19 protein-coding genes are annotated in these 16,723 nt (G+C 64.3%); 4 read left to right on the forward strand and 15 right to left on the reverse strand.

The window, feature by feature from the left end; translation table 11 throughout:
- Positions 1-3 precede the first annotated feature (3 nt).
- On the forward strand, positions 4-1,215 hold the full coding sequence (locus tag ABDW49_RS07795) for a DUF1501 domain-containing protein (RefSeq protein WP_343610963.1): 1,212 nt from the start codon (positions 4-6) through the stop codon (positions 1,213-1,215).
- On the opposite strand, the gene ABDW49_RS07800 is transcribed toward ABDW49_RS07795, so the two are convergent.
- The 7 genes from ABDW49_RS07800 to ABDW49_RS07830 all read right to left on the reverse strand — a co-directional run bounded on the left by ABDW49_RS07800 (position 1,212) and on the right by ABDW49_RS07830 (position 5,092).
- Positions 1,212-1,685, reverse strand: a complete 474-nt coding sequence (locus ABDW49_RS07800; protein ID WP_343610965.1) for a DoxX family protein — start codon at positions 1,683-1,685, stop codon at positions 1,212-1,214. The genes ABDW49_RS07795 and ABDW49_RS07800 overlap by 4 nt on opposite strands.
- A 49-nt stretch (positions 1,686-1,734) precedes the next feature.
- Positions 1,735-2,487, reverse strand: a complete 753-nt coding sequence (locus ABDW49_RS07805) for a DNA-binding domain-containing protein (protein WP_343610967.1) — start codon at positions 2,485-2,487, stop codon at positions 1,735-1,737.
- The gene (locus ABDW49_RS07810; protein ID WP_343610969.1) at positions 2,484-3,320 is read right to left on the reverse strand and encodes a DUF692 domain-containing protein; all 837 of its coding nucleotides are present in this window, start codon (positions 3,318-3,320) and stop codon (positions 2,484-2,486) included. Before ABDW49_RS07810 ends, ABDW49_RS07805 begins: the two co-directional genes overlap by 4 nt.
- A 48-nt stretch (positions 3,321-3,368) precedes the next feature.
- Entirely contained in the window at positions 3,369-3,635 is a 267-nt protein-coding gene (locus ABDW49_RS07815) for a hypothetical protein (RefSeq protein WP_343610971.1), read from the reverse strand.
- A 74-nt stretch (positions 3,636-3,709) separates the two neighbouring features.
- On the reverse strand, positions 3,710-4,351 hold the full coding sequence (locus ABDW49_RS07820) for a DUF1109 domain-containing protein (protein WP_343614203.1): 642 nt from the start codon (positions 4,349-4,351) through the stop codon (positions 3,710-3,712).
- Between the two features lie 11 nt (positions 4,352-4,362).
- Positions 4,363-4,902: a sigma-70 family RNA polymerase sigma factor gene (locus ABDW49_RS07825; RefSeq protein WP_343610973.1), complete on the reverse strand. Its 540-nt coding sequence runs from the start codon at positions 4,900-4,902 to the stop codon at positions 4,363-4,365.
- A gap of 40 nt (positions 4,903-4,942) precedes the next feature.
- Complete coding sequence (locus ABDW49_RS07830) at positions 4,943-5,092, reverse strand: hypothetical protein (protein WP_343610975.1); 150 nt, start codon at positions 5,090-5,092, stop codon at positions 4,943-4,945.
- Between the two features lie 26 nt (positions 5,093-5,118).
- On the opposite strand from ABDW49_RS07830, the gene ABDW49_RS07835 reads away from it, so the two are divergent.
- Complete coding sequence (locus ABDW49_RS07835; RefSeq protein ID WP_343610977.1) at positions 5,119-5,391, forward strand: DUF2282 domain-containing protein; 273 nt, start codon at positions 5,119-5,121, stop codon at positions 5,389-5,391.
- Between the two features lie 62 nt (positions 5,392-5,453).
- Complete coding sequence (locus ABDW49_RS07840) at positions 5,454-5,900, forward strand: DoxX family protein (protein WP_343610978.1); 447 nt, start codon at positions 5,454-5,456, stop codon at positions 5,898-5,900.
- On the opposite strand, the gene ABDW49_RS07845 is transcribed toward ABDW49_RS07840, so the two are convergent.
- The 3 genes from ABDW49_RS07845 to ABDW49_RS07855 all read right to left on the reverse strand — a co-directional run bounded on the left by ABDW49_RS07845 (position 5,901) and on the right by ABDW49_RS07855 (position 9,171).
- On the reverse strand, positions 5,901-7,988 hold the full coding sequence (locus ABDW49_RS07845; protein ID WP_343610980.1) for a TonB-dependent siderophore receptor: 2,088 nt from the start codon (positions 7,986-7,988) through the stop codon (positions 5,901-5,903). It lies immediately after the preceding gene.
- A gap of 134 nt (positions 7,989-8,122) precedes the next feature.
- On the reverse strand, positions 8,123-8,710 hold the full coding sequence (locus tag ABDW49_RS07850) for a TetR/AcrR family transcriptional regulator (protein WP_343610982.1): 588 nt from the start codon (positions 8,708-8,710) through the stop codon (positions 8,123-8,125).
- Positions 8,707-9,171 (reverse strand): DUF1348 family protein, encoded by a 465-nt coding sequence (locus ABDW49_RS07855; RefSeq protein WP_343614205.1) that lies wholly within the window; start codon positions 9,169-9,171, stop codon positions 8,707-8,709. The genes ABDW49_RS07850 and ABDW49_RS07855 overlap by 4 nt, the downstream gene beginning before the upstream one ends.
- Before the next feature lie 353 nt (positions 9,172-9,524).
- Here ABDW49_RS07855 and ABDW49_RS07860 point away from each other — a divergent pair, with 353 nt between their 5' ends.
- Positions 9,525-10,067 carry an aspartyl protease family protein gene (locus ABDW49_RS07860; RefSeq protein WP_343610984.1) on the forward strand — a complete coding sequence of 181 codons (543 nt, stop codon included), beginning with the start codon at positions 9,525-9,527 and terminating at the stop codon, positions 10,065-10,067.
- Between the two features lie 799 nt (positions 10,068-10,866).
- On the opposite strand, the gene ABDW49_RS07865 is transcribed toward ABDW49_RS07860, so the two are convergent.
- The 5 genes from ABDW49_RS07865 to ABDW49_RS07885 all read right to left on the reverse strand — a co-directional run bounded on the left by ABDW49_RS07865 (position 10,867) and on the right by ABDW49_RS07885 (position 16,665).
- Positions 10,867-12,204 (reverse strand): MFS transporter, encoded by a 1,338-nt coding sequence (locus tag ABDW49_RS07865; protein ID WP_343610986.1) that lies wholly within the window; start codon positions 12,202-12,204, stop codon positions 10,867-10,869.
- Between the two features lie 40 nt (positions 12,205-12,244).
- Positions 12,245-12,730 carry a prolyl-tRNA synthetase associated domain-containing protein gene (locus ABDW49_RS07870; protein WP_343610987.1) on the reverse strand — a complete coding sequence of 162 codons (486 nt, stop codon included), beginning with the start codon at positions 12,728-12,730 and terminating at the stop codon, positions 12,245-12,247.
- A 30-nt stretch (positions 12,731-12,760) separates the two neighbouring features.
- Entirely contained in the window at positions 12,761-14,113 is a 1,353-nt protein-coding gene (locus tag ABDW49_RS07875; RefSeq protein WP_343610988.1) for a hypothetical protein, read from the reverse strand.
- Positions 14,114-14,267: 154 nt separating this feature from the next.
- Positions 14,268-15,761: an aldehyde dehydrogenase gene (locus ABDW49_RS07880; RefSeq protein WP_343610989.1), complete on the reverse strand. Its 1,494-nt coding sequence runs from the start codon at positions 15,759-15,761 to the stop codon at positions 14,268-14,270.
- Entirely contained in the window at positions 15,754-16,665 is a 912-nt protein-coding gene (locus ABDW49_RS07885; protein WP_003121888.1) for a dihydrodipicolinate synthase family protein, read from the reverse strand. The genes ABDW49_RS07880 and ABDW49_RS07885 overlap by 8 nt, the downstream gene beginning before the upstream one ends.
- Positions 16,666-16,723: the final 58 nt, after the last annotated feature.

Below are 16,723 nucleotides of genomic sequence, written 5' to 3' on the forward strand. Positions count from 1 at the left end.
CTCATGCATCGTCGTGATCTGTTGAAAGCTGCCGGAGCAATGGCCCCGCTGGTGGTCGCGGGCCGGGCCTTTGCGGCGCCTGCGGCGGGATCGAACCGGATGCTGCTGGTGTTCCTGCGCGGGGCCTATGATGCGGCCAACATCGTCGCGCCGGTGGGCAGCGACTTCTACCATCAGGCGCGCCCCACTCTGGCGCTGGCCAAGCCCAATCCGGCGGACCCACATGCCGCTTTGCCGCTTGATGGCGACTGGGGGCTGCATCCGGCGCTGAAGGACAGCATCTATCCGCTGTGGCAGGCCAAACAGATCGCCTTTGTGCCCTTTGCCGGCACCGACGACATGAGCCGCAGCCATTTCGAAACGCAGGATACCATCGAACTGGGGCAGCCCATCGGTGCTTCGCGCAATTTCCGTTCGGGCTTTATGGCGCGGCTGGCCGATACGCTTGGGCAGGACCGCCCGATCGCCTTTTCCGACCGCGTACCGCTGTGCTTTCAGGGCAGCGCGCATATGGCGGTGCCCAACATCGCGCTGGCGGGAAATCTCAATGGCGGGATCGATCCGCATCAGGCCCAGCTCATTCAGGCGATGTATCAGGGCGGCGAGATCGACAAGGGTCTCTCGCAGGCGGTGGCGCAGGGCTTTGCGGTGCGCAGCACCGTGGCCAAATCCCTGTCCGAGGAGATGGTGCAGGCCAATCGCGGCGCCGTGCTGCCCAAGGGTTTTGAACTCTCTGCCCGGCGCATTGGCCGCCTGATGCGCGACCAGTACAATCTGGCTTTCGTCGATGTCGGAGGCTGGGACACCCATGTCAATCAAGGCGGCGCGCAAGGCTATCTGGCCGACCGCATCGGCGAGCTGGGCCGGGGCCTTGCCGGTTTCGTCGAGGAGATCGGGCCCGAGGCATGGCGCAGCACCACGGTGGTGGTGGTCTCGGAATTTGGCCGCACCTTCCGCGAGAACGGCGACCGGGGCACCGACCATGGCCATGGCAGCGTCTATTGGGTGATGGGTGGCGGTGTGCGCGGCGGGCGCATGGTCGGCCCGCAGGTGCGCGTTGCCGCCGAGACGCTCAACCAGAGCCGCGATCTGCCTGTGCTGACCGACTATCGCGCTCTGGTGGGCTATCTGGCGGGGCGGCAATATGCGCTGGGCGCGGACCGGCTGAATATGGTGTTTCCGGGGGTGAAACCAGCGGGGTTCGATCTGATCTAGCGGCGCCAGATCCGGGTCAGCAGCCGGTCGACCGAGAAGGGCCCCGGTCCTGTCAGGCACAGGGCAAGGATGGCGGCGATATAGAGCAGGTCGGTCTCATAGCCCGGCTGGCCGAAATGAGCGCCCGCCGCATCATAGGACATCAGCTTGATCGCGCTGAAACCGTTGGGCCAATGCACCGTGACGGTCGCCACCACCAGCACGGTGATCATCGGTATGGCTGCCAGCGGCACCAGAGCGCCGATCAGGATGCACAGGCCCCCCAGCAGCTCGACCGCGATGGTGGCATAGCCCAGCAGATGCGGGAAGGGCATGCCCATCGCCTGCAGGATGGCGGGGAAAGCATCGGCCCCGCGCGCCAGCTTGGCAAAGCCGTGCTGCATAAAGCCGAAGCCGACGATCAGACGCAGCGGCAGCGCGGCCCAGTCGCCGGGCAAGGGATAGGTGAGAAGCTTGCGTATATCGATCATGTGGCGACCTCCTTCTGTTGGAAGGGCTACGCGGCGGGGGGAGCCGCGGTTACAAGGGCTGGTCGGAAATCTGCGCGATGATGGCATCGGCAAGCCATTGCGCCAGATAGGTTCCGGCGATCTGGGGGCCTGCTGTCTCACCCTCGCGCGCGACCAGCATCGTGCAAAGGGCGCCGAAATCGCAGCCCTCTTGCAGGGCTTCCAGAGCGCGGGCCTCGGTGGCTTCCAGCGTGCGGAAGGCCGGGGTGAAGCCTTCGCGCCAGACCAGTATGGCACCGGGATAAGGCAGTGCCTGAGCGGCAGGCGGGGTTTCGCCCTGTGCGATGGCGGACCAGATGGCCCCGGCATTGCTGCTGGCGGGAAGCAGCGTGAGAGCCGGGATAAAGCGCAGTCTGGCGCGGTCCCAGTCGATCTCGGCAAGGCTGGCGGGATCGAGCGGCGGACTGTCCGGCGCGATAAAGGCTTGCGCCAACGCGCATTCCAGCGCGGCCAGATCGCCGACTTCCGTATCGTGCGGATAAAGGTCGCGCACAGTTTCGGGAAAGCCCAGCCCATAGGCGTCGAGCGTCCAACTGCCCGGCGGCGAGCGGTCGATATGCTGCGCGGCTGCGGCATCGAAAGCATCATCGCCCAGCCATGCGTGGAGCGTGGGATAGCTCTCCCGCAGGCAGGCCATCAATTGCGCGCGATAGTTGTTGAGATAGACGCTCAGCCCAGCCTCGCGGTTCGGGGCCTTTAGGGCAGGCGCCTCCTCGCTGGTCAGCCAGTCGCGCAGGCCGGTTTGCAGGGCGAGTAGCTTCATGCGAGGCTCCATGCCGGAAGCGCGGCAATCTGGCGGGCCATGGCCAGTTCATCGAGCAGATCGGCCAGCGGTGGAATATCGTCATCGCGCTCGATCATGGTGGCAACCGGGCCGGTGCGCTCCAGCGCCTGCGCATAGAGCGACCAGACCGAGATCGGCACGGGCTTGTCATGGGTGTCGATCAGCAGGTCGCGGCCCTGACTGTGCCCAGCCAGATGGATCTGTTTCACCCGCTCCGCCGGAATGCCCGCCAGATAGGCCAGAGCATCAAAACCATGGTTGGCGGCGCTGACCACGATGTTGTTCACATCCAGCAGCAGATCGCAGCCGGTGCGTGCGCAGATCTGGTCGAGAAAGGCCCATTCGCTCATCTCGCCATCGAGCGTCAGATAGCTGGAGGGGTTCTCGATCAGCATGGTGCGGCCCAGCGCGTCCTGAGCGCGATGGATGTTGGCGCAGACCACCTCCAGCGCTTCGAGCGTGTAGGGCAGAGGCAGCAGGTCATGCGAATTGAAGCCGCCGATCCGCGACCAGCTCAGATGGTCGGAGACGAACAGGGGCTCGACCGCATCGACCAGCGCGCGCAAGCGGCGCAGATAATCGGCATCGAGCCCATCGGCGGAGCCCAGCGACATGGAGACCCCATGCAGCGCCACCGGATGGCGTTCGCGCACCCGGCGCAGCACATCGAGGGGACGGCCGCCCTCCACCATGAAATTCTCGGAAATCACCTCGACGAAATCGACTGCCACCGGTGCATCGCCATCGAGGAAATCGCCGTAATGCGGCTTGCGAAGGCCCAGGCCGAAGGTGTGAGAGGTCGCCATGCCCATGCTCCTGAAAAGCGGCCCGACCACCCCCGAGGCAGCCGGGCCAATCCGTTACTTCGGCGCGGTCAGGCTGCCGCCGTCGGCCTTGCACTGCTTGGCGGTTTCGGTCTTGAAGCCCTGGCCCTTGCAGTCGTTCATGCCCTTGCAGTCATGGCCCGCCGACTTGCAGTCCGACTGGCCCTTGCAGGCATTCACGCCATAGCAGGCGGCCTTCACGGCGCCGGTCTTGGCAAGGGCAGGGGTGGAGGTGGCGGCACCCGACAGCGCGAGAAGCGCGGCGGCGGCGGCAAAGCTGACGGCGGATTTGGAAGCGGTCATCGTGATCTCCTGAACGAGAGTTTTGCCCTGTTGGCATCCCTCTTACGCAGGGGGGCGCGGTTTGGTTACACCGCTTACCAGCGCATCAATTTCGGGCCCAGCAAGGCGCCGATGCCCGCTGCCAGAAGAATGCCAAGGCTGTACCAGGTGAGCACGAAAATCGCCGAAACCTCGGGGCAGTGCAGGCAATAGATAGTTGCCGCCCAGGCCCCCGCCGCCAGACCCGCCACGGCGCCCGCCTCACGCAACCGCGTGGGCGCCATGCGGCGGAAGGACCACAGCAGGCCAATAAAGATCGGCATGGCCAAGGTCAGCACCAGCCATGGGCAGACCTTCCAGCTCGCCCCCAGCCACATCGCCAGCCAGTCGCGCGAGGGGGTATAGGCCAGCTCGCCAATGCCGATCCCGGCGAGCAGCAGCACCGGCACGCTCAGCCACCACAGGCCGCGCAGGCTCTGCGGGTTGGGCCGCGCCAGACGCAGCACCGCCATCACCGAACCGACGCCCAGAGAAACGGTGTAGGTCCATTTCATCCAGAAGGAGAAGCCGTGCATGGCGGCATGCAGATCGGGCCGGATGCCCAGCACACCGGCCACCAGCAGCGCCGTCACCAGCGCGCCTGCCACCATGCCCAGAGCAAGACGGCGGCCCAGAGTGCCGCGCGGCACTGGCGGCACATTGCGACTGAGCGAACGGATCAGATCATCGGTGTTCATGTCCCGGTTTTTCATGGGCGCTCTCCCCGCAGGCGGGCGGCCAGCGTCTTGAGACCACGGTGGACGGATACTTTCACGTCGGATTCTCCAAGACCGGCCTTTTCGGCCGCTTCGGCAATGCTCAGCCCCTCGACCTGCGTTTCGCGGATGGCGCGCGCCTGTTTGGGCGACAGGGTGGACAGCAGGGCCTCGACATCCATGCGGGCGGACAGGGCCTCCTCGAAGCCTTCAGCCATCAGGATGGTTTCGACATCCTCGATGGGGACCGAAAGCTTGCGGCGGCGCACATGATCGATCAGCCGGTAGCGCGCAATGGCATAGAGCCAGGCGGTAAAGGGCCGGTCGCGGTCATAGGTGGCGCGCTTGCCATGGACCGAGATCAGCGTTTCCTGCACCAGATCCTCGACATCGCTGTCCGCGTCGCGCATCCGGCGGCGGTAGAAGGAGGTCAGCAGCGGGACCAGAGCGCGCAGCAGCAGCTCATGCGCGACAGCATCGCCGCCTAGCCCCGCGATCATCCATGCCTTCAACTGTGCTTCGCTTGCCTGCATGCGGCCTCCCGCAGGGGTTACGCGGCTGGGTGGAGCATGGTTACAGCCATTTCGCGCGATGGATGAAAATTTTTCTGCTGATGCCGGGTGTAACCGGCACGATCCGGCCTGCGTAAGTCGAGGCATGATCCGGTGTTCCCATCAGGCCGGATCGGCGCAAGGCGCTGCCTTTCCGGGGCGCCTTGCGCATCCCCTTTCTTACGCAGGAGACCATCCATGAAGCCTACTCACGCCGCTTTCGCCGCCACTCTGGCTCTCACCCTGACTGCCGGGGCCGCCCATGCCGCCGATGGCGCCAAGCAGCCCATGGAAAAATGCTATGGCGTGGCGCTGGCCGGGCACAATGACTGCAAGGCCGGGGCGGGCACCACCTGCGCGGGCACCTCAAAGGTCAATTATCAGGGTGACGCCTGGAAGCTGGTGAAGGCGGGCACCTGCACCGCGATCAAGACGCCCAGGGGCATGGGCTCGCTGACCCCCAAGGCCTGAAACGGCTTGCGCCGCCGGGAAGGACCACCCGGCGGCGGTCCCCCTGATCGAAAGGGCCGCACATGATATCGCCGCTTTCCCTTTATCGCCGGGCCTGTGCCGGGGCGAACCGCCTGATCCCCGAGGCTGCGTTGCTGCTTGTCGCGCGGCTGGGCATTGCTGCCGTCTTTTTCCTCTCGGGCCGCACCAAGGTGGAGGGGCTGCTGACCATCACCGATGCGACCTATGAGCTGTTCCGCACCGATTATGCGCTGCCCTTTGCCGACCCGGTGGTGGCCGCGCATATGGCCACCTATTCCGAGCATCTGTTCCCCATCCTGCTGGTGCTGGGTCTGTTCACCCGCCCCGCCGCGCTGGCCCTGCTGGGCATGACCAGCGTGATCGAGATCTTCGTCTATCCCGATGCCTGGCCCACGCATCTGAGCTGGGCCGGATTGCTGCTGCCGCTGGTGGCACGCGGCGGCGGAGCCTGGTCGCTGGACCGCCTGTTCCGGCTGGAGCAGGCGTGACTACAGCTTCGCGTCGAGCGTGACGCGCCAGCTACGGGGTGCTCCGGGTGTGGTCCAGACATTGGCATAGCTGCTGGCAGCGTAATGCTTGTCGAAGATGTTATCGAGATCGACCCGCAGATCGACATGGCGATTGACCCGCACCGTCGCATTGGCCCGCGCGATGACATAGCCCGGCAGCATATAGCCCGAGGCATAGGGATCGCCGTTGCGCTGCCCGACATAGGTCACCCCGCCACCCAGCGTCATGCGGCCCCAATCCTGCGCGGCATAGATCGACGCCATATGATTGGGCACATTCGACAGGCGCGTGCCGATCAGCGCGGTGTTCTTGTCATTCTCCACCGTGGCGTCGAGATAGGTATAGGTCGCGGTGACGAACAGGCCCGAGCGCAGGTTCAGCGTGGCCTCGCTCTCGATCCCGCGAGAGCGCTGGCGCCCGATCTGCGTCTTGACGAAAGGATCGGAGGCATTGGGGTTGAGCACATTGCGCTTGGTCATGTCGAAGAGCGAGGTCTGGCCGGTCAGCGCCTTGCCCAGCAGGCTGTATTTCACGCCGATCTCTTTGGACTCGCTCTTTTCGGGATCGAAGGTGCTGATGCCGTCGGACGGGTTGAGGCGGATCGAGCGGCCCCAACTGGTGTAAAGCGCCAGCCCGCGCGTTGCATTCCACGTCAGCGCCGCGCGCGGGGTGAAGCCCTGATTGCGCGTGTTGAGGTGCAGATCGCCGCTCAGATGGTTGATCAATTGTTCGCGGAAACTGTTCCAGCGCCCGCCCAGCAGCAGGGTGAAGTCGCCCCGTGTCAGCAGGTCCTGCGCATAGATGCTCTCGCTGGCGAAGGTGTCGCGGAAGTTCTGATTGGTTGGCATGATGCTGGTCGTTTTGCCATAGGCCGGGTCGAGCGCATCGATGGTCAGGATCGGCGCGGCGGCGGTGCCGCGTGCCTGAAGCATCAACTGGCTCTGGCCATGGCGCACGCGGTCGGCGCCGAGGCGGATGTCGTTGGCCACGCCCAGCAGGGTGAATTTGGCGGTCAGTTCGGCGCGGGCGGTCAGATTGTTCCAGTGGAAATCGTGATAGCGCCGGGTGCGTCCGATGGTGCGCCCATCGGGCTGCAACCCGCGCGCGCCAAAATCGGCCTGCGTCGAAAAGCCCTGAAGGCTGCCCTGCCGCTGCGACAGGCCCAGTTCCAGCGACACCGCATCGCTGAGCGCGGCGAACATGCTGCCCTGCTGCCAGAAGCTTTTCTGGTCGATCCGCCCATCGCCGGGCTCGCCCAGAAAGGTCCGCCGATCCATGGCCAGCGCATTGCCGCCCAGCGCCACCACACCGCGATCGAGCGGCGTGCGGTTGCGCATATATTCGGCCTGATAGAGGAAGCGAAGCTGCTCACTGGGCTTGAAGGCAAGGGAAGGGGCGATCAGTTCGCGGTTCGAATGGACAGTGTTGCGGAAACTGTCCTTCGCCTCGCTGACGCCGATCAGTCGCGCGCTGATCGTGTCGGTCAGTGCGCCGCCGACATCGCCCGTCAGGCGCCGATTGTGCCAGCTTCCATAGCTGAGCGAGGCTTGCGCTTCGGTTTTCGTCGGTGGCGCCTTGGTGACGATGTTGAGCGATCCACCCGGCTCACCCCGACCAGAGAGGGCGGCGGCGGCGCCTTTCAGGAACTCGAAGCGCTCGACCGTGGCGGTGTCGATGGGCGCGTTGTAGCCAAAATTGCTGCTGAAACGGTTGACCAGAATATCGGGGCCGCTGTTCTCGTCACCGGCAAAGCCGCGCACCGAATATTTGTCCCACAGCCCGCCGAAATCATTCTGCCGCGCCACACCGCCCGCCAGATCGAGCGCATTGTCCAGCCGCGTGGCGCCCAGCTTTTCGAGCATCTGCGCATTCATCACGGTCACGCTCTGCGGATAGTGCAGCGGCGGGACATGGCTGCCGGTGATGCTGGCACTGGCCTCGCGCAGGCCGGTCACGAGAATGGTGGGTTGATCATTCTCGGCGCCTGTGTCCCCGGCCCATGCCGACTGGCCGACAAACCCCATGGGCGTCAGGGCCATGCCCAGACACCAGACGAGACGCTTCATTGTTCACTCCTTGCCCCCGCCCGTATCCGGGCCGTCGGCACGACCTAATAATGCGTCGCAATAGCCTGGCAAGGGTGAAAGGATCTCAGCAACATTACGATATGCCAATGTTCGCCGGGCTGATCCGCAACGGCCTATCGTCGACCTGCGGCGGCAAGCGCCTCCAGCATGGCGTCCCGGTGACGGCTGACGATGCGCGTGAAGGTCGCCTGATCATCCAGAGCCCGCGACAAAATGATCGCGCCCTGAATGGCCGACACCGCCTCTTCCGAGAGTTGGGCAGCCTGTTGCGCAGGCAGGCCGCCGCTTTCAAGGCATTGGCTCAAGGCCGCGATCCAGTGGGCAAAATAGCCCTCCACCCTGTCTCCGAAAGCCGCGCGGGAGGCGCCCAGACCGATCCAGCCCACAAGGCATACCCGCCCTCCGGCATGGAAATAGGCCGAGACATCTTCCATCATGGCGCGGATGGCCCTTGCCGGATCGTCCGTCCGCGTCAGCGGCGAAAAGACAGCCCTGTCGAACCACTGGTCGATATCGGCCAGAACGGCGGCCATCATCTCCTCCTTCCCGCCGGGGAAGAAGTTGTAGAGGCTGCCCTTGCCGAGGCCTGTCGCGGTGCACAGCATCGAGAGGCTCGCCCCCTCATAGCCATGGGCGCGAAAGGTTTCGGCGAGGGCGGGGATGGCCGAGGCGCGGTCGGTCAGAACACGCTTGCCGCTCAAAGGCCGAGATCGCTGAGCGAGGGGTGGTCATCCGGGCGGCGGCCGAGCGGCCAGCGGAACTTGCGATCCTCTTCGCGGATGGGCATTTCGTTGATGCTGGCATGGCGGTTTTGCATCAGCCCGTCCGGCGCAAACTCCCAGTTTTCATTGCCATAGGCGCGAAACCACTGGCCGCTGTCATCACGATATTCATAGGTATAGCGCACCGCGATGCGGTTGCCGGTGAAGGCCCACAATTCCTTGATGAGCCGGTAGTCCAGCTCCTTGTTCCATTTGCGGGTGAGGAAGGCCTGAGCCTCGTCGCGGTTGGTGGCGAATTCCACCCGGTTCCTCCAGCGCGTGTCGAGTGTGTAGGCAAGGGCGACCTTGGCCGCGTCGCGGCTGTTCCAGCCATCTTCGGCCAGACGGACCTTCTCGACAGCGCTTTCATGGGTGAAGGGGGGGAGTGGTGGACGGGACATCATGGTACCTCCGCTTAACTTGTACCGATCGGTAAAAGATGGCGGCGGAGTCGTCAACCCGTTTCAGCGTGGTCGGCGATGCTGTGCATGCGCTGAGGGGCGCCCCAACCAGGCGAACAAGGACCGGCCGTCTTGATGCGAGGCATGTTGCGCAATTGAGATTTCGGCGATGTCTTTTCCATGCCTGCGGCCGGGCGCTTGCCGCTGCTTTCACTTGTGTGGCTGTGCGCCGTGCCTCCGGCCCATACGGAGGAGGCGGCCAGTGCGCTGCCGCCAAGGTCTGTGCAGATGACATGGGTCGTTAAAAAGGCGGTTTGGGCCCCGTCCCTTTCGAACGCTTTCGCAATGAAGTGATGTTTAAGGCGCGGATCAACGGGGTCGAGGCGAATGTGCTGCTCGACAATGGCGCCGTTGTCACCATGCTGGACGAGGTTTTCGCGCAGAAGGCGGGTCTAGCGTTGGGTGTTGCCGGTACGCGTCTGGCCACGGGCAGCGCCATCATGACCTCACGCAGGGTGAATAATGTGCGTTTCGAGATCCCGCATCGCCTGACTATCTCCGGAACGCCGCATGCCGTCGATCTGCAGCCTATGTCGCGCATGCTGGGACGCCGGATTGATGCCGTGCTGGGCGGCGATATGCTCGACAAATTGACCGTTGCGGTCCTGGTCAGCGAGCAGCATCTGCCGCTGGTCGATGGCAACAAGGTCGAGGCGCTGCTGGAGAATCTACCGATCAGACTGAAGGTCGATCTGGGGTCGAACGAGCTGATGACCTGGGCAAAGCTGTCGGCAAAGGGGCGGCTTTGCCATTCGGCGGGAAGCTGCTTTGCATCGGCCAAAATGGCGCCAAGGTCCAGATCGGCTTCCTTGGGCGGGCAGACATCGGGCATCTGATTGTGGCTCTTGGTATCAGCGATCTTCTTTTTGAGCGCGCTCACCGCCTCGCCCATTCGTTCAAATAAGCCTTCATGTCGGGGCGATTGGCAAAGTCGGATTCAGTAATATGGTTAGTGTTTTGTTTTAGATTGTCCTATCTTGTCAAAAATTAAGTCGCCTGTGTTGCCATGCATTGGGTGTTATAAAGCGGCGACAGGTCGGAAATTCCATATTTTTCATGCTAATTAAATTCTCAATATGCTGCATTATGGCAGCATGAAAATCATACAGGTTCAAGGTCTTTCCGATATTTTCTAGGTTCTGCGTATTTCTAAAATCCTTCGCGACGAGATTGAATCGGCCGAACGCTCGCTTTGCAAGAAATTTAGTGAGGGTCTGAAACGCACCGGGTTTGGCAGTGCTTGGTCTGCTTAAGGCATACTCAAAAGAGACCGGGGCCCCCCATAGCTCCGAACTCTTGGCCTAGGCTGCTCCTATGAACAGAGGATGGCTTTCGACGGACTGATCTGAGGCCTTCAACGGCAGGTTTGTCAGCGGGAGAGGGCGGGGGGCGCCACCCGGCTGGATGTTGCTGGGATGATCGGTGGGTTGTGGTATTCGGAATGTCCGCTTCCACGCTGAACCAGTGGATAGCGGATATAAATAGTCGGAGGCCGCATGCTCTGTGTGCTGATTGGCGTCGATTCCAAGACGGTCCGTTTTGATCGCCCGCACGACCACGGTGATAACCCGTTCAGCCAGGCTGTTGGCAAAAAGGAGGCCGGCGAGCTATGCGGGCCTCCAGCTTATTGTGGCTTTACCGATCGAGCGAGGCCGCTTCATCAAGGCTCATCGCACGCGTCTCGGGTGCCAGCAGCACGGAAACCAGAAGCCCCAGAAAAGTGATGGCCGCTGCTGCCATCATCGTATTGCCGATACCGATCAGTTCCAAAGCGAGCGGCACCAGCCATGTTCCAGCCGAAGAGCTGAGCGCCGCCAGCGAAGCCCCGAAGCCCACGGCGGCGGGGCGAATTTCCGTCGGGAACAGTTCGTTGGGATAGACGATTTCCAGCACCTGCGCGCCACCGATGAACAGCGCATAGATGCCGAACAGCGTCAGCACGATCCAGCCCGGCGCATTGGGGAACAGTCCCAGCCCCAGCAGGCCCAGTCCGGAAAACAGGAAGCTGCCGATGATCATCGTGCGCCGCCCGATCAGGTTGATCAGCCCGGAGGCGAGCCCGCAGCCCAGCGCCAGCAGCAGGGTGATGGCGATCGAGCCGTAGGAGGCCATGTCGCCGGTCAGGTGAAGCGCGGAAAACAGACGCGGCACAAAGGCGTAGAGCGCGAACATCGGCACGACAGCGCAGGCCCAGAACACCACCACAAACAGGATGCGCGGCCCGTAACCGGCACGGATCGCATCAAGGAACCGCATCGCCTTGGTGGATGAATGTTCGCCAAGATTCTCCAGCGAGAAGCCGGGACCATAGACCTTCTTGATGATGCGATCGGCCTCATCCTTGCGGCCTTTGCTCAGCAGCCAGCGCGGCGATTCCGGCGCATCCAGGCGCAGAAGCAGCATCGTGATGGCGATCAACGCCGGGCTGGCCATGATGTGCCGCCATGCGCTCGGGCCCCAGCTTGCCAGCACCGTCGTACCGACGATATAGGCCAGAGCCGCCCCCGCAAACCACATCACTGTCAGCAGCGAGAGGCGCGAACCACGGCTCTTCTGTGGGATAAATTCGGTTAACAGCGAACCGGCGGAGGTGTATTCAATGCCCACGGCCAGACCCGAGAACACCCGTAGCACGGCCATCACCGTGCTACTCTGCACCCAATACATCGAGAGCGATACGGCAAGGATGATCAGCGGCCCCAGCGCATAGGGGCGGCGGCGCCCGAAGCGCCCGGTCAGCGCGCCGCCCACGAAACCGCCGAAGAACACGCCCAGCAGCTCCATGGCCGCGACCATACCCTGCTCATTGCCGCTCAGATGCAATTCGGCGGCAATGGGGATGGTCGCCACGCCGATCACGCTGACGATATAGCCGACCATCGACCAGCCTATGCAGGCGCTCAGGGTCAGATGCTGGTGGAAGCGGTTGACCGCCACATCCTCGATCCTGACCGGTGTCTCTGGGGATTTCATGGAGTATCCTTATCTGTGAAACGCGCCGATTTGGTCAGTGTCAGGGGAGGGCCACGACCCGCGTGGCGACGCCCATCTCCTTCAGCCAGGCTTCCAGCGCGATGAAAGGCAGGGCGATGGTCGCGGTGTTGCGCAAGGGATGGACGGCAATGCGCGATGTGCCACGAAACGCGGCATCGAACACAAGCGGGATCTGGCCTTCCCGGGCGTTGATCGCGGCCAGGGGCGTGACCGCTCCGGGAGTAACGCCGAGCAGCCGCTCCATGTCCTCCGGCTTGCCGAAGGAAAATTTCCCGGCGCCAAGCAGGGCGGCAAAAGCCTTGAGATCAGCCCGCTTGTCATGCGGCAGGGTGATCAGCCAGAAGGCGCCCTGCTTGTCCTTGAGGAACAGGTTTTTCGTATGGGCCGCTGGCAGCGCCGCGTGAATGGCGGCGCTCTCCTCAACCGTATAGACCGCTTCATGCTCAAGCTTTTCGAAGGCGATGTTACGGTCTTCGAAGTCGTTATAGATGCCGTCTTCCGTCATCCTGTTCCTCATTCACAACAATGATTTAACTCAGAAATAATATCCGAAGATGCACAGGAACGAGACCTTGGTGCGATTGTCTCCGCCCATGGCCGCGCCTTGCGAGAACTGGCCCGCGCCAATGTTGGGATCGTTCTGGCCGATCAGAGCTTCGGTCCAGACGCGGATGCGCTGATGGGCCTTGTCGGTCCAATAGGCGCCGACATTGACGCGGGTGGTGTCTTTGAAGCCGGCAGCATCCTTGAGGAAGCGGGCGTAGTTGGCATAGAGGTCCAGCTTCATCGGGAACTTGCCGGTATCGATGCTGCGGCCCACTTCTCCGAACACCAGCGTGCCATGGGCGGCGATGTTGTAGGCGCCGTCATAATCGCCCACCGAGACCACCTCGCGGTTGCCGGGATTGCGCGCCCAGATGTCCTGACGGGCCACGCGGGCGGCGGCATGCCATGGGCCTTGCGTGGCCTTGAGGCTCAGCGCGAAGCTGTGGCGCGCGCCATCCTGACGGGTGTCGAAATTGTGGATCTGCGAAATCCACGCCGAGGCGGCCACGGTCAGGCTGCTATTGGATGTCGAGACCAGTTTGTAATGGACATTGCCGATGGCCATGTTGCGCTCGGCATTGCTGGAGCCATTGGCGAGGCCAGTGTCGCCCTTCACGATGTTGACCGAATAGCGCGAACTGTCAGCGCTGATGCCGAAAGCGGCGGGTGCGGGTGCGGGGAAGAAGCCGCCGGCAAAGCTCAGGCGCTTGCCGCTATGGGCGAAGGTGGCGCCCACATTGTAGGTTTCCTCCATGCCATAGACAAAGCCCAGGCTGTTGAGGAAGGATGAGCCGAAGAACTGGTCGTCGAAGGGAACGGCTTGCAGGCCGAAAGCCGCCTTGTTCTTCGCATCCAGTTTCACACCGGCATAGGCATAGACCGGAAAGCTGATCTCACCCGGATAATTCTGATATCCCGAGGCTTTGCCATACATGAAGCTGCCACCGTAAAAGCGGTACTGCGCCGAGGCGAAGAATTTCGAGGAATCGTAATCCGCGCTCAGGATCACCGTATCGAAGGAGAGATGGCTGGAGGTCTTGCGCTGGCCCGCACCATTGGCATCGTTGAAGCGCAGATCATAGCGGCCACGCACCGCGCCGCCCAGCTTCAGCTTGCCCGCGCTGTCCACCGGCGTATCGGCGGCGGCAACCTTGGCTGCAGCCGTGTTGGCGGGCGGCGGCGAGAAGCGCGAAGGCTCGGCGGTGTTCTGGATCACGGGCGCTGCGGGCAGCGGTGCGGGATCGACCATCACCTCGGCGGCGGTGGTTTCAGGCGCGGCATCAGCGGCCATCGCGGGCGAAGCAAGCGCGGCAGCGGCCGCAAGTGTAAAAGTTGTAATCATGGTCATACCCTCCCCAAGGTTTGTTTTGTCGTCCGGCTTGCCTCTGTTTTCGGGCAAAGCCTCCCCGTGCCCCGCAGCGCAGGGCTTTGGCCGTCATGGCCCGTGTGCGGTGGGTCCTTCCGCCCCCTGGGGGAGGGGCGGAAGACCTTCAATCTCAGGCCGAGGCGTCGATCCAGATGGTCTTCAACTCTGTGTACTGGTCGTGTGCCCAGACCGACTTGTCGCGACCGCCGAAGCCTGACTCCTTGTAGCCGCCGAAGGGCGTCGAGGCGTCGCCCTCGCCGAAGCAGTTGACGGTGACGATCCCCGCGCGGATCTCCCGCGACAGGCGCAGTGCGTGGCGCAGGCTGCCGGTGTAGGCCGAGGCGGCGAGGCCGTAGACGGTGTCGTTGGCCAGGGCGATGGCTTCGTCGATGTCGTCGAAAGAGGTGACCGAGAGCAGCGGGCCGAAGATTTCCTCGCGGAACAGCCGGCTGTGCGGCGAGACGCCATCGACCACGGTCGGCTCGACGAAGATGCCAGCCTCGGTGGCGCCGCCGAAGCGCACCGCCAACCGCTCCGTCCTGGCCTGGTCGAGGTACGCGCGGACCTTCTCGAAGTGCGCCGGGCTGACCAGCGCGCCGAGGCGATTACGCGGATCCAGCGGGTCGCCCATGCGCCACTCGCGGAGCTGCGCGCCGATGCGTTCGAGCAGCGCCTCGCGGACCTCGGCGTGGACGATCAGCCGCGAGGACGCCGAGCAGTTCTCGCCCATGTTCCAGAACGCGCCGTTGACCACGTGTTGCGCCACCAGGTCGAGGTCCTCGACATCGTTCATCACCACCGCCGGGTTCTTGCCGCCGCACTCCAGTACCACCCGCTTGAGGTTGGACTCGGCGGCGTACTTGAGGAACAGGCGGCCGGTCGCGGTGGAGCCGGTGAAGCTGACCATCGCCACGTCCGGGTGGCGGCCCAGCGGTTCGCCGGCCTCGCGGCCGCCGCCGGGGACCACGTTGAACACCCCGGCGGGGATCCCCGCCTGGCTGGCCAGTTCGGCGACGCGCAGGGCGGTCAGGCTGGTCTCGGGGGCCGGCTTGACCACTACGGAGCAGCCTGCCGCCAGCGCCGGGCCGATCTTCCAGGCGAGCATCAGCAGCGGGAAGTTCCACGGCAGCACCAGGCCGACCACGCCGATCGGCTCGCGCACCACCATGGCCAGCGCCGCCGAACCGACCGGGGCGGTGCTGTCGTAGATCTTGTCGATCAGTTCGGCATGCCAGCGCAGGGTATTGATGGTTTCCGGCAGGTCGGTGTGCTGGCATTCGCGGATCGGCTTGCCGCTGTCGAGGCTCTCCATCACCGCCAGTTCCAGCAGGTGCTCTTCCAGCAGCTCGGCCAGGCGCAGCAGCGCCGCCTTGCGCTCGGCGGGCGTGCGCGAGCGCCAGCGGCCGTCCTCGAACGCCCGCCGCGCGCTGGCCACGGCGTGCCCGACGTCCTCCGCGTCGCAGGCGGCGACCTGCGCCAGCAGCTCGCCGGTGGCCGGGTTGGTCGAGGCGAAGGTGCGGCCGCCGCAGGCATCGCGGAACCCTCCGTCGATGAAGGCGCGCTGGGGAAGGTCCAGCGTCGCGGCGATGGCCGCGTATTCCTCCCGGCTCAGCAGCTCAGTCATGGCGGCCACCCTCGACGATCCGCGCGACCTCGCCCTTGAGCCTGGCGACGATCTCCGCCAGTGCCGCCTTGCCGGCCTCGTCCAGCGCCTTCAGCGGCGCACGTACGCCGCCGGCGCGCAGGCCGGCCAGTTCGCAGCCGTGCTTGATCGACTGGACGAAGTGACCGCTTTCGAGAAAGTCCATCAGCGGCATCATCGCCGCCATGATGCGCCGGCCCTTGGCGAAGTCGTTCTCGACCACGCAGGCCTGGTACAGGGCGAGGTGTTCGCCAGGGATGAAGTTGGAGCCGGCGCAGACCCAACTGCGCGCGCCCCAGGCGAAGAACTCCAGGGCCTGGTCGTCCCAGCCGCAGGACAAGGCGATCCGCGGGTGGCGGCAGGCCAGGCGGTGCAATTGCGCGGTGGAGCCGGAGCTTTCCTTGATCGCGACGATGTTGCGGCAGCCGGCGACGGCGGCGAAGAACGCCTCGTCCATCTCCACGCCCATCCGCGCCGGATAGTTGTAGAGCATGATCGGCAGGCCGGCGGCGCGGTCCACCGCCTGCACGTGCTCGGCGATCTCCCGCGAGGTCGGCAGCGCGTAGGGCGGCGAGCCGACCAGGATGGCGTCGGCGCCGATGGCGCGGGCGGCTTCGGCGTAGGCCAGCGAGTCCTCGGTGCGGATCGCGCCGGTTCCCACCACCAGCGGCAGGCGCCCGGCGATGACTTCGCTGGCGTGGGCGGCGAGGGCCAGGCGTTCCTCGGCGGTGTGCGCGTAGTACTCGCCGGTGGAGCCGCCGATCACGATGCCGTGCACCTTCGACTCGACGAGAAACTCCAGGACCTCGGCGAAGGCCTGGGTGTCGATGCTGCCGTCGGCGCTCAGCGGGGTGATGGCGGGGGTATAGATACCTTCGAATTTCACGGGGTTTCCTCCTGTGGGATGCTGGGCCGCGGCGCACCCGGCGGACGCTGCCGCGGCG

It is taken from the genome of Novosphingobium sp. (genome assembly GCF_039595395.1).
Taxonomy (GTDB): Bacteria; Pseudomonadota; Alphaproteobacteria; order Sphingomonadales; family Sphingomonadaceae; genus Novosphingobium.

Coding starts and splice junctions, on each gene's coding strand:
- ABDW49_RS07795 (WP_343610963.1), top strand. CDS start 4: ATGCATCGTCGTGATCTGTTGAAAGCTGCCGGAGCAATGGCCCCGCTG.
- ABDW49_RS07800 (WP_343610965.1), bottom strand. CDS start 1,685: ATGATCGATATACGCAAGCTTCTCACCTATCCCTTGCCCGGCGACTGG.
- ABDW49_RS07805 (WP_343610967.1), bottom strand. CDS start 2,487: ATGAAGCTACTCGCCCTGCAAACCGGCCTGCGCGACTGGCTGACCAGC.
- ABDW49_RS07810 (WP_343610969.1), bottom strand. CDS start 3,320: ATGGGCATGGCGACCTCTCACACCTTCGGCCTGGGCCTTCGCAAGCCG.
- ABDW49_RS07815 (WP_343610971.1), bottom strand. CDS start 3,635: ATGACCGCTTCCAAATCCGCCGTCAGCTTTGCCGCCGCCGCCGCGCTT.
- ABDW49_RS07820 (WP_343614203.1), bottom strand. CDS start 4,351: ATGAACACCGATGATCTGATCCGTTCGCTCAGTCGCAATGTGCCGCCA.
- ABDW49_RS07825 (WP_343610973.1), bottom strand. CDS start 4,902: ATGCAGGCAAGCGAAGCACAGTTGAAGGCATGGATGATCGCGGGGCTA.
- ABDW49_RS07830 (WP_343610975.1), bottom strand. CDS start 5,092: ATGCGCAAGGCGCCCCGGAAAGGCAGCGCCTTGCGCCGATCCGGCCTG.
- ABDW49_RS07835 (WP_343610977.1), top strand. CDS start 5,119: ATGAAGCCTACTCACGCCGCTTTCGCCGCCACTCTGGCTCTCACCCTG.
- ABDW49_RS07840 (WP_343610978.1), top strand. CDS start 5,454: ATGATATCGCCGCTTTCCCTTTATCGCCGGGCCTGTGCCGGGGCGAAC.
- ABDW49_RS07845 (WP_343610980.1), bottom strand. CDS start 7,988: ATGAAGCGTCTCGTCTGGTGTCTGGGCATGGCCCTGACGCCCATGGGG.
- ABDW49_RS07855 (WP_343614205.1), bottom strand. CDS start 9,171: ATGTCCCGTCCACCACTCCCCCCCTTCACCCATGAAAGCGCTGTCGAG.
- ABDW49_RS07860 (WP_343610984.1), top strand. CDS start 9,525: ATGTTTAAGGCGCGGATCAACGGGGTCGAGGCGAATGTGCTGCTCGAC.
- ABDW49_RS07865 (WP_343610986.1), bottom strand. CDS start 12,204: ATGAAATCCCCAGAGACACCGGTCAGGATCGAGGATGTGGCGGTCAAC.
- ABDW49_RS07870 (WP_343610987.1), bottom strand. CDS start 12,730: ATGACGGAAGACGGCATCTATAACGACTTCGAAGACCGTAACATCGCC.
- ABDW49_RS07875 (WP_343610988.1), bottom strand. CDS start 14,113: ATGATTACAACTTTTACACTTGCGGCCGCTGCCGCGCTTGCTTCGCCC.
- ABDW49_RS07880 (WP_343610989.1), bottom strand. CDS start 15,761: ATGACTGAGCTGCTGAGCCGGGAGGAATACGCGGCCATCGCCGCGACG.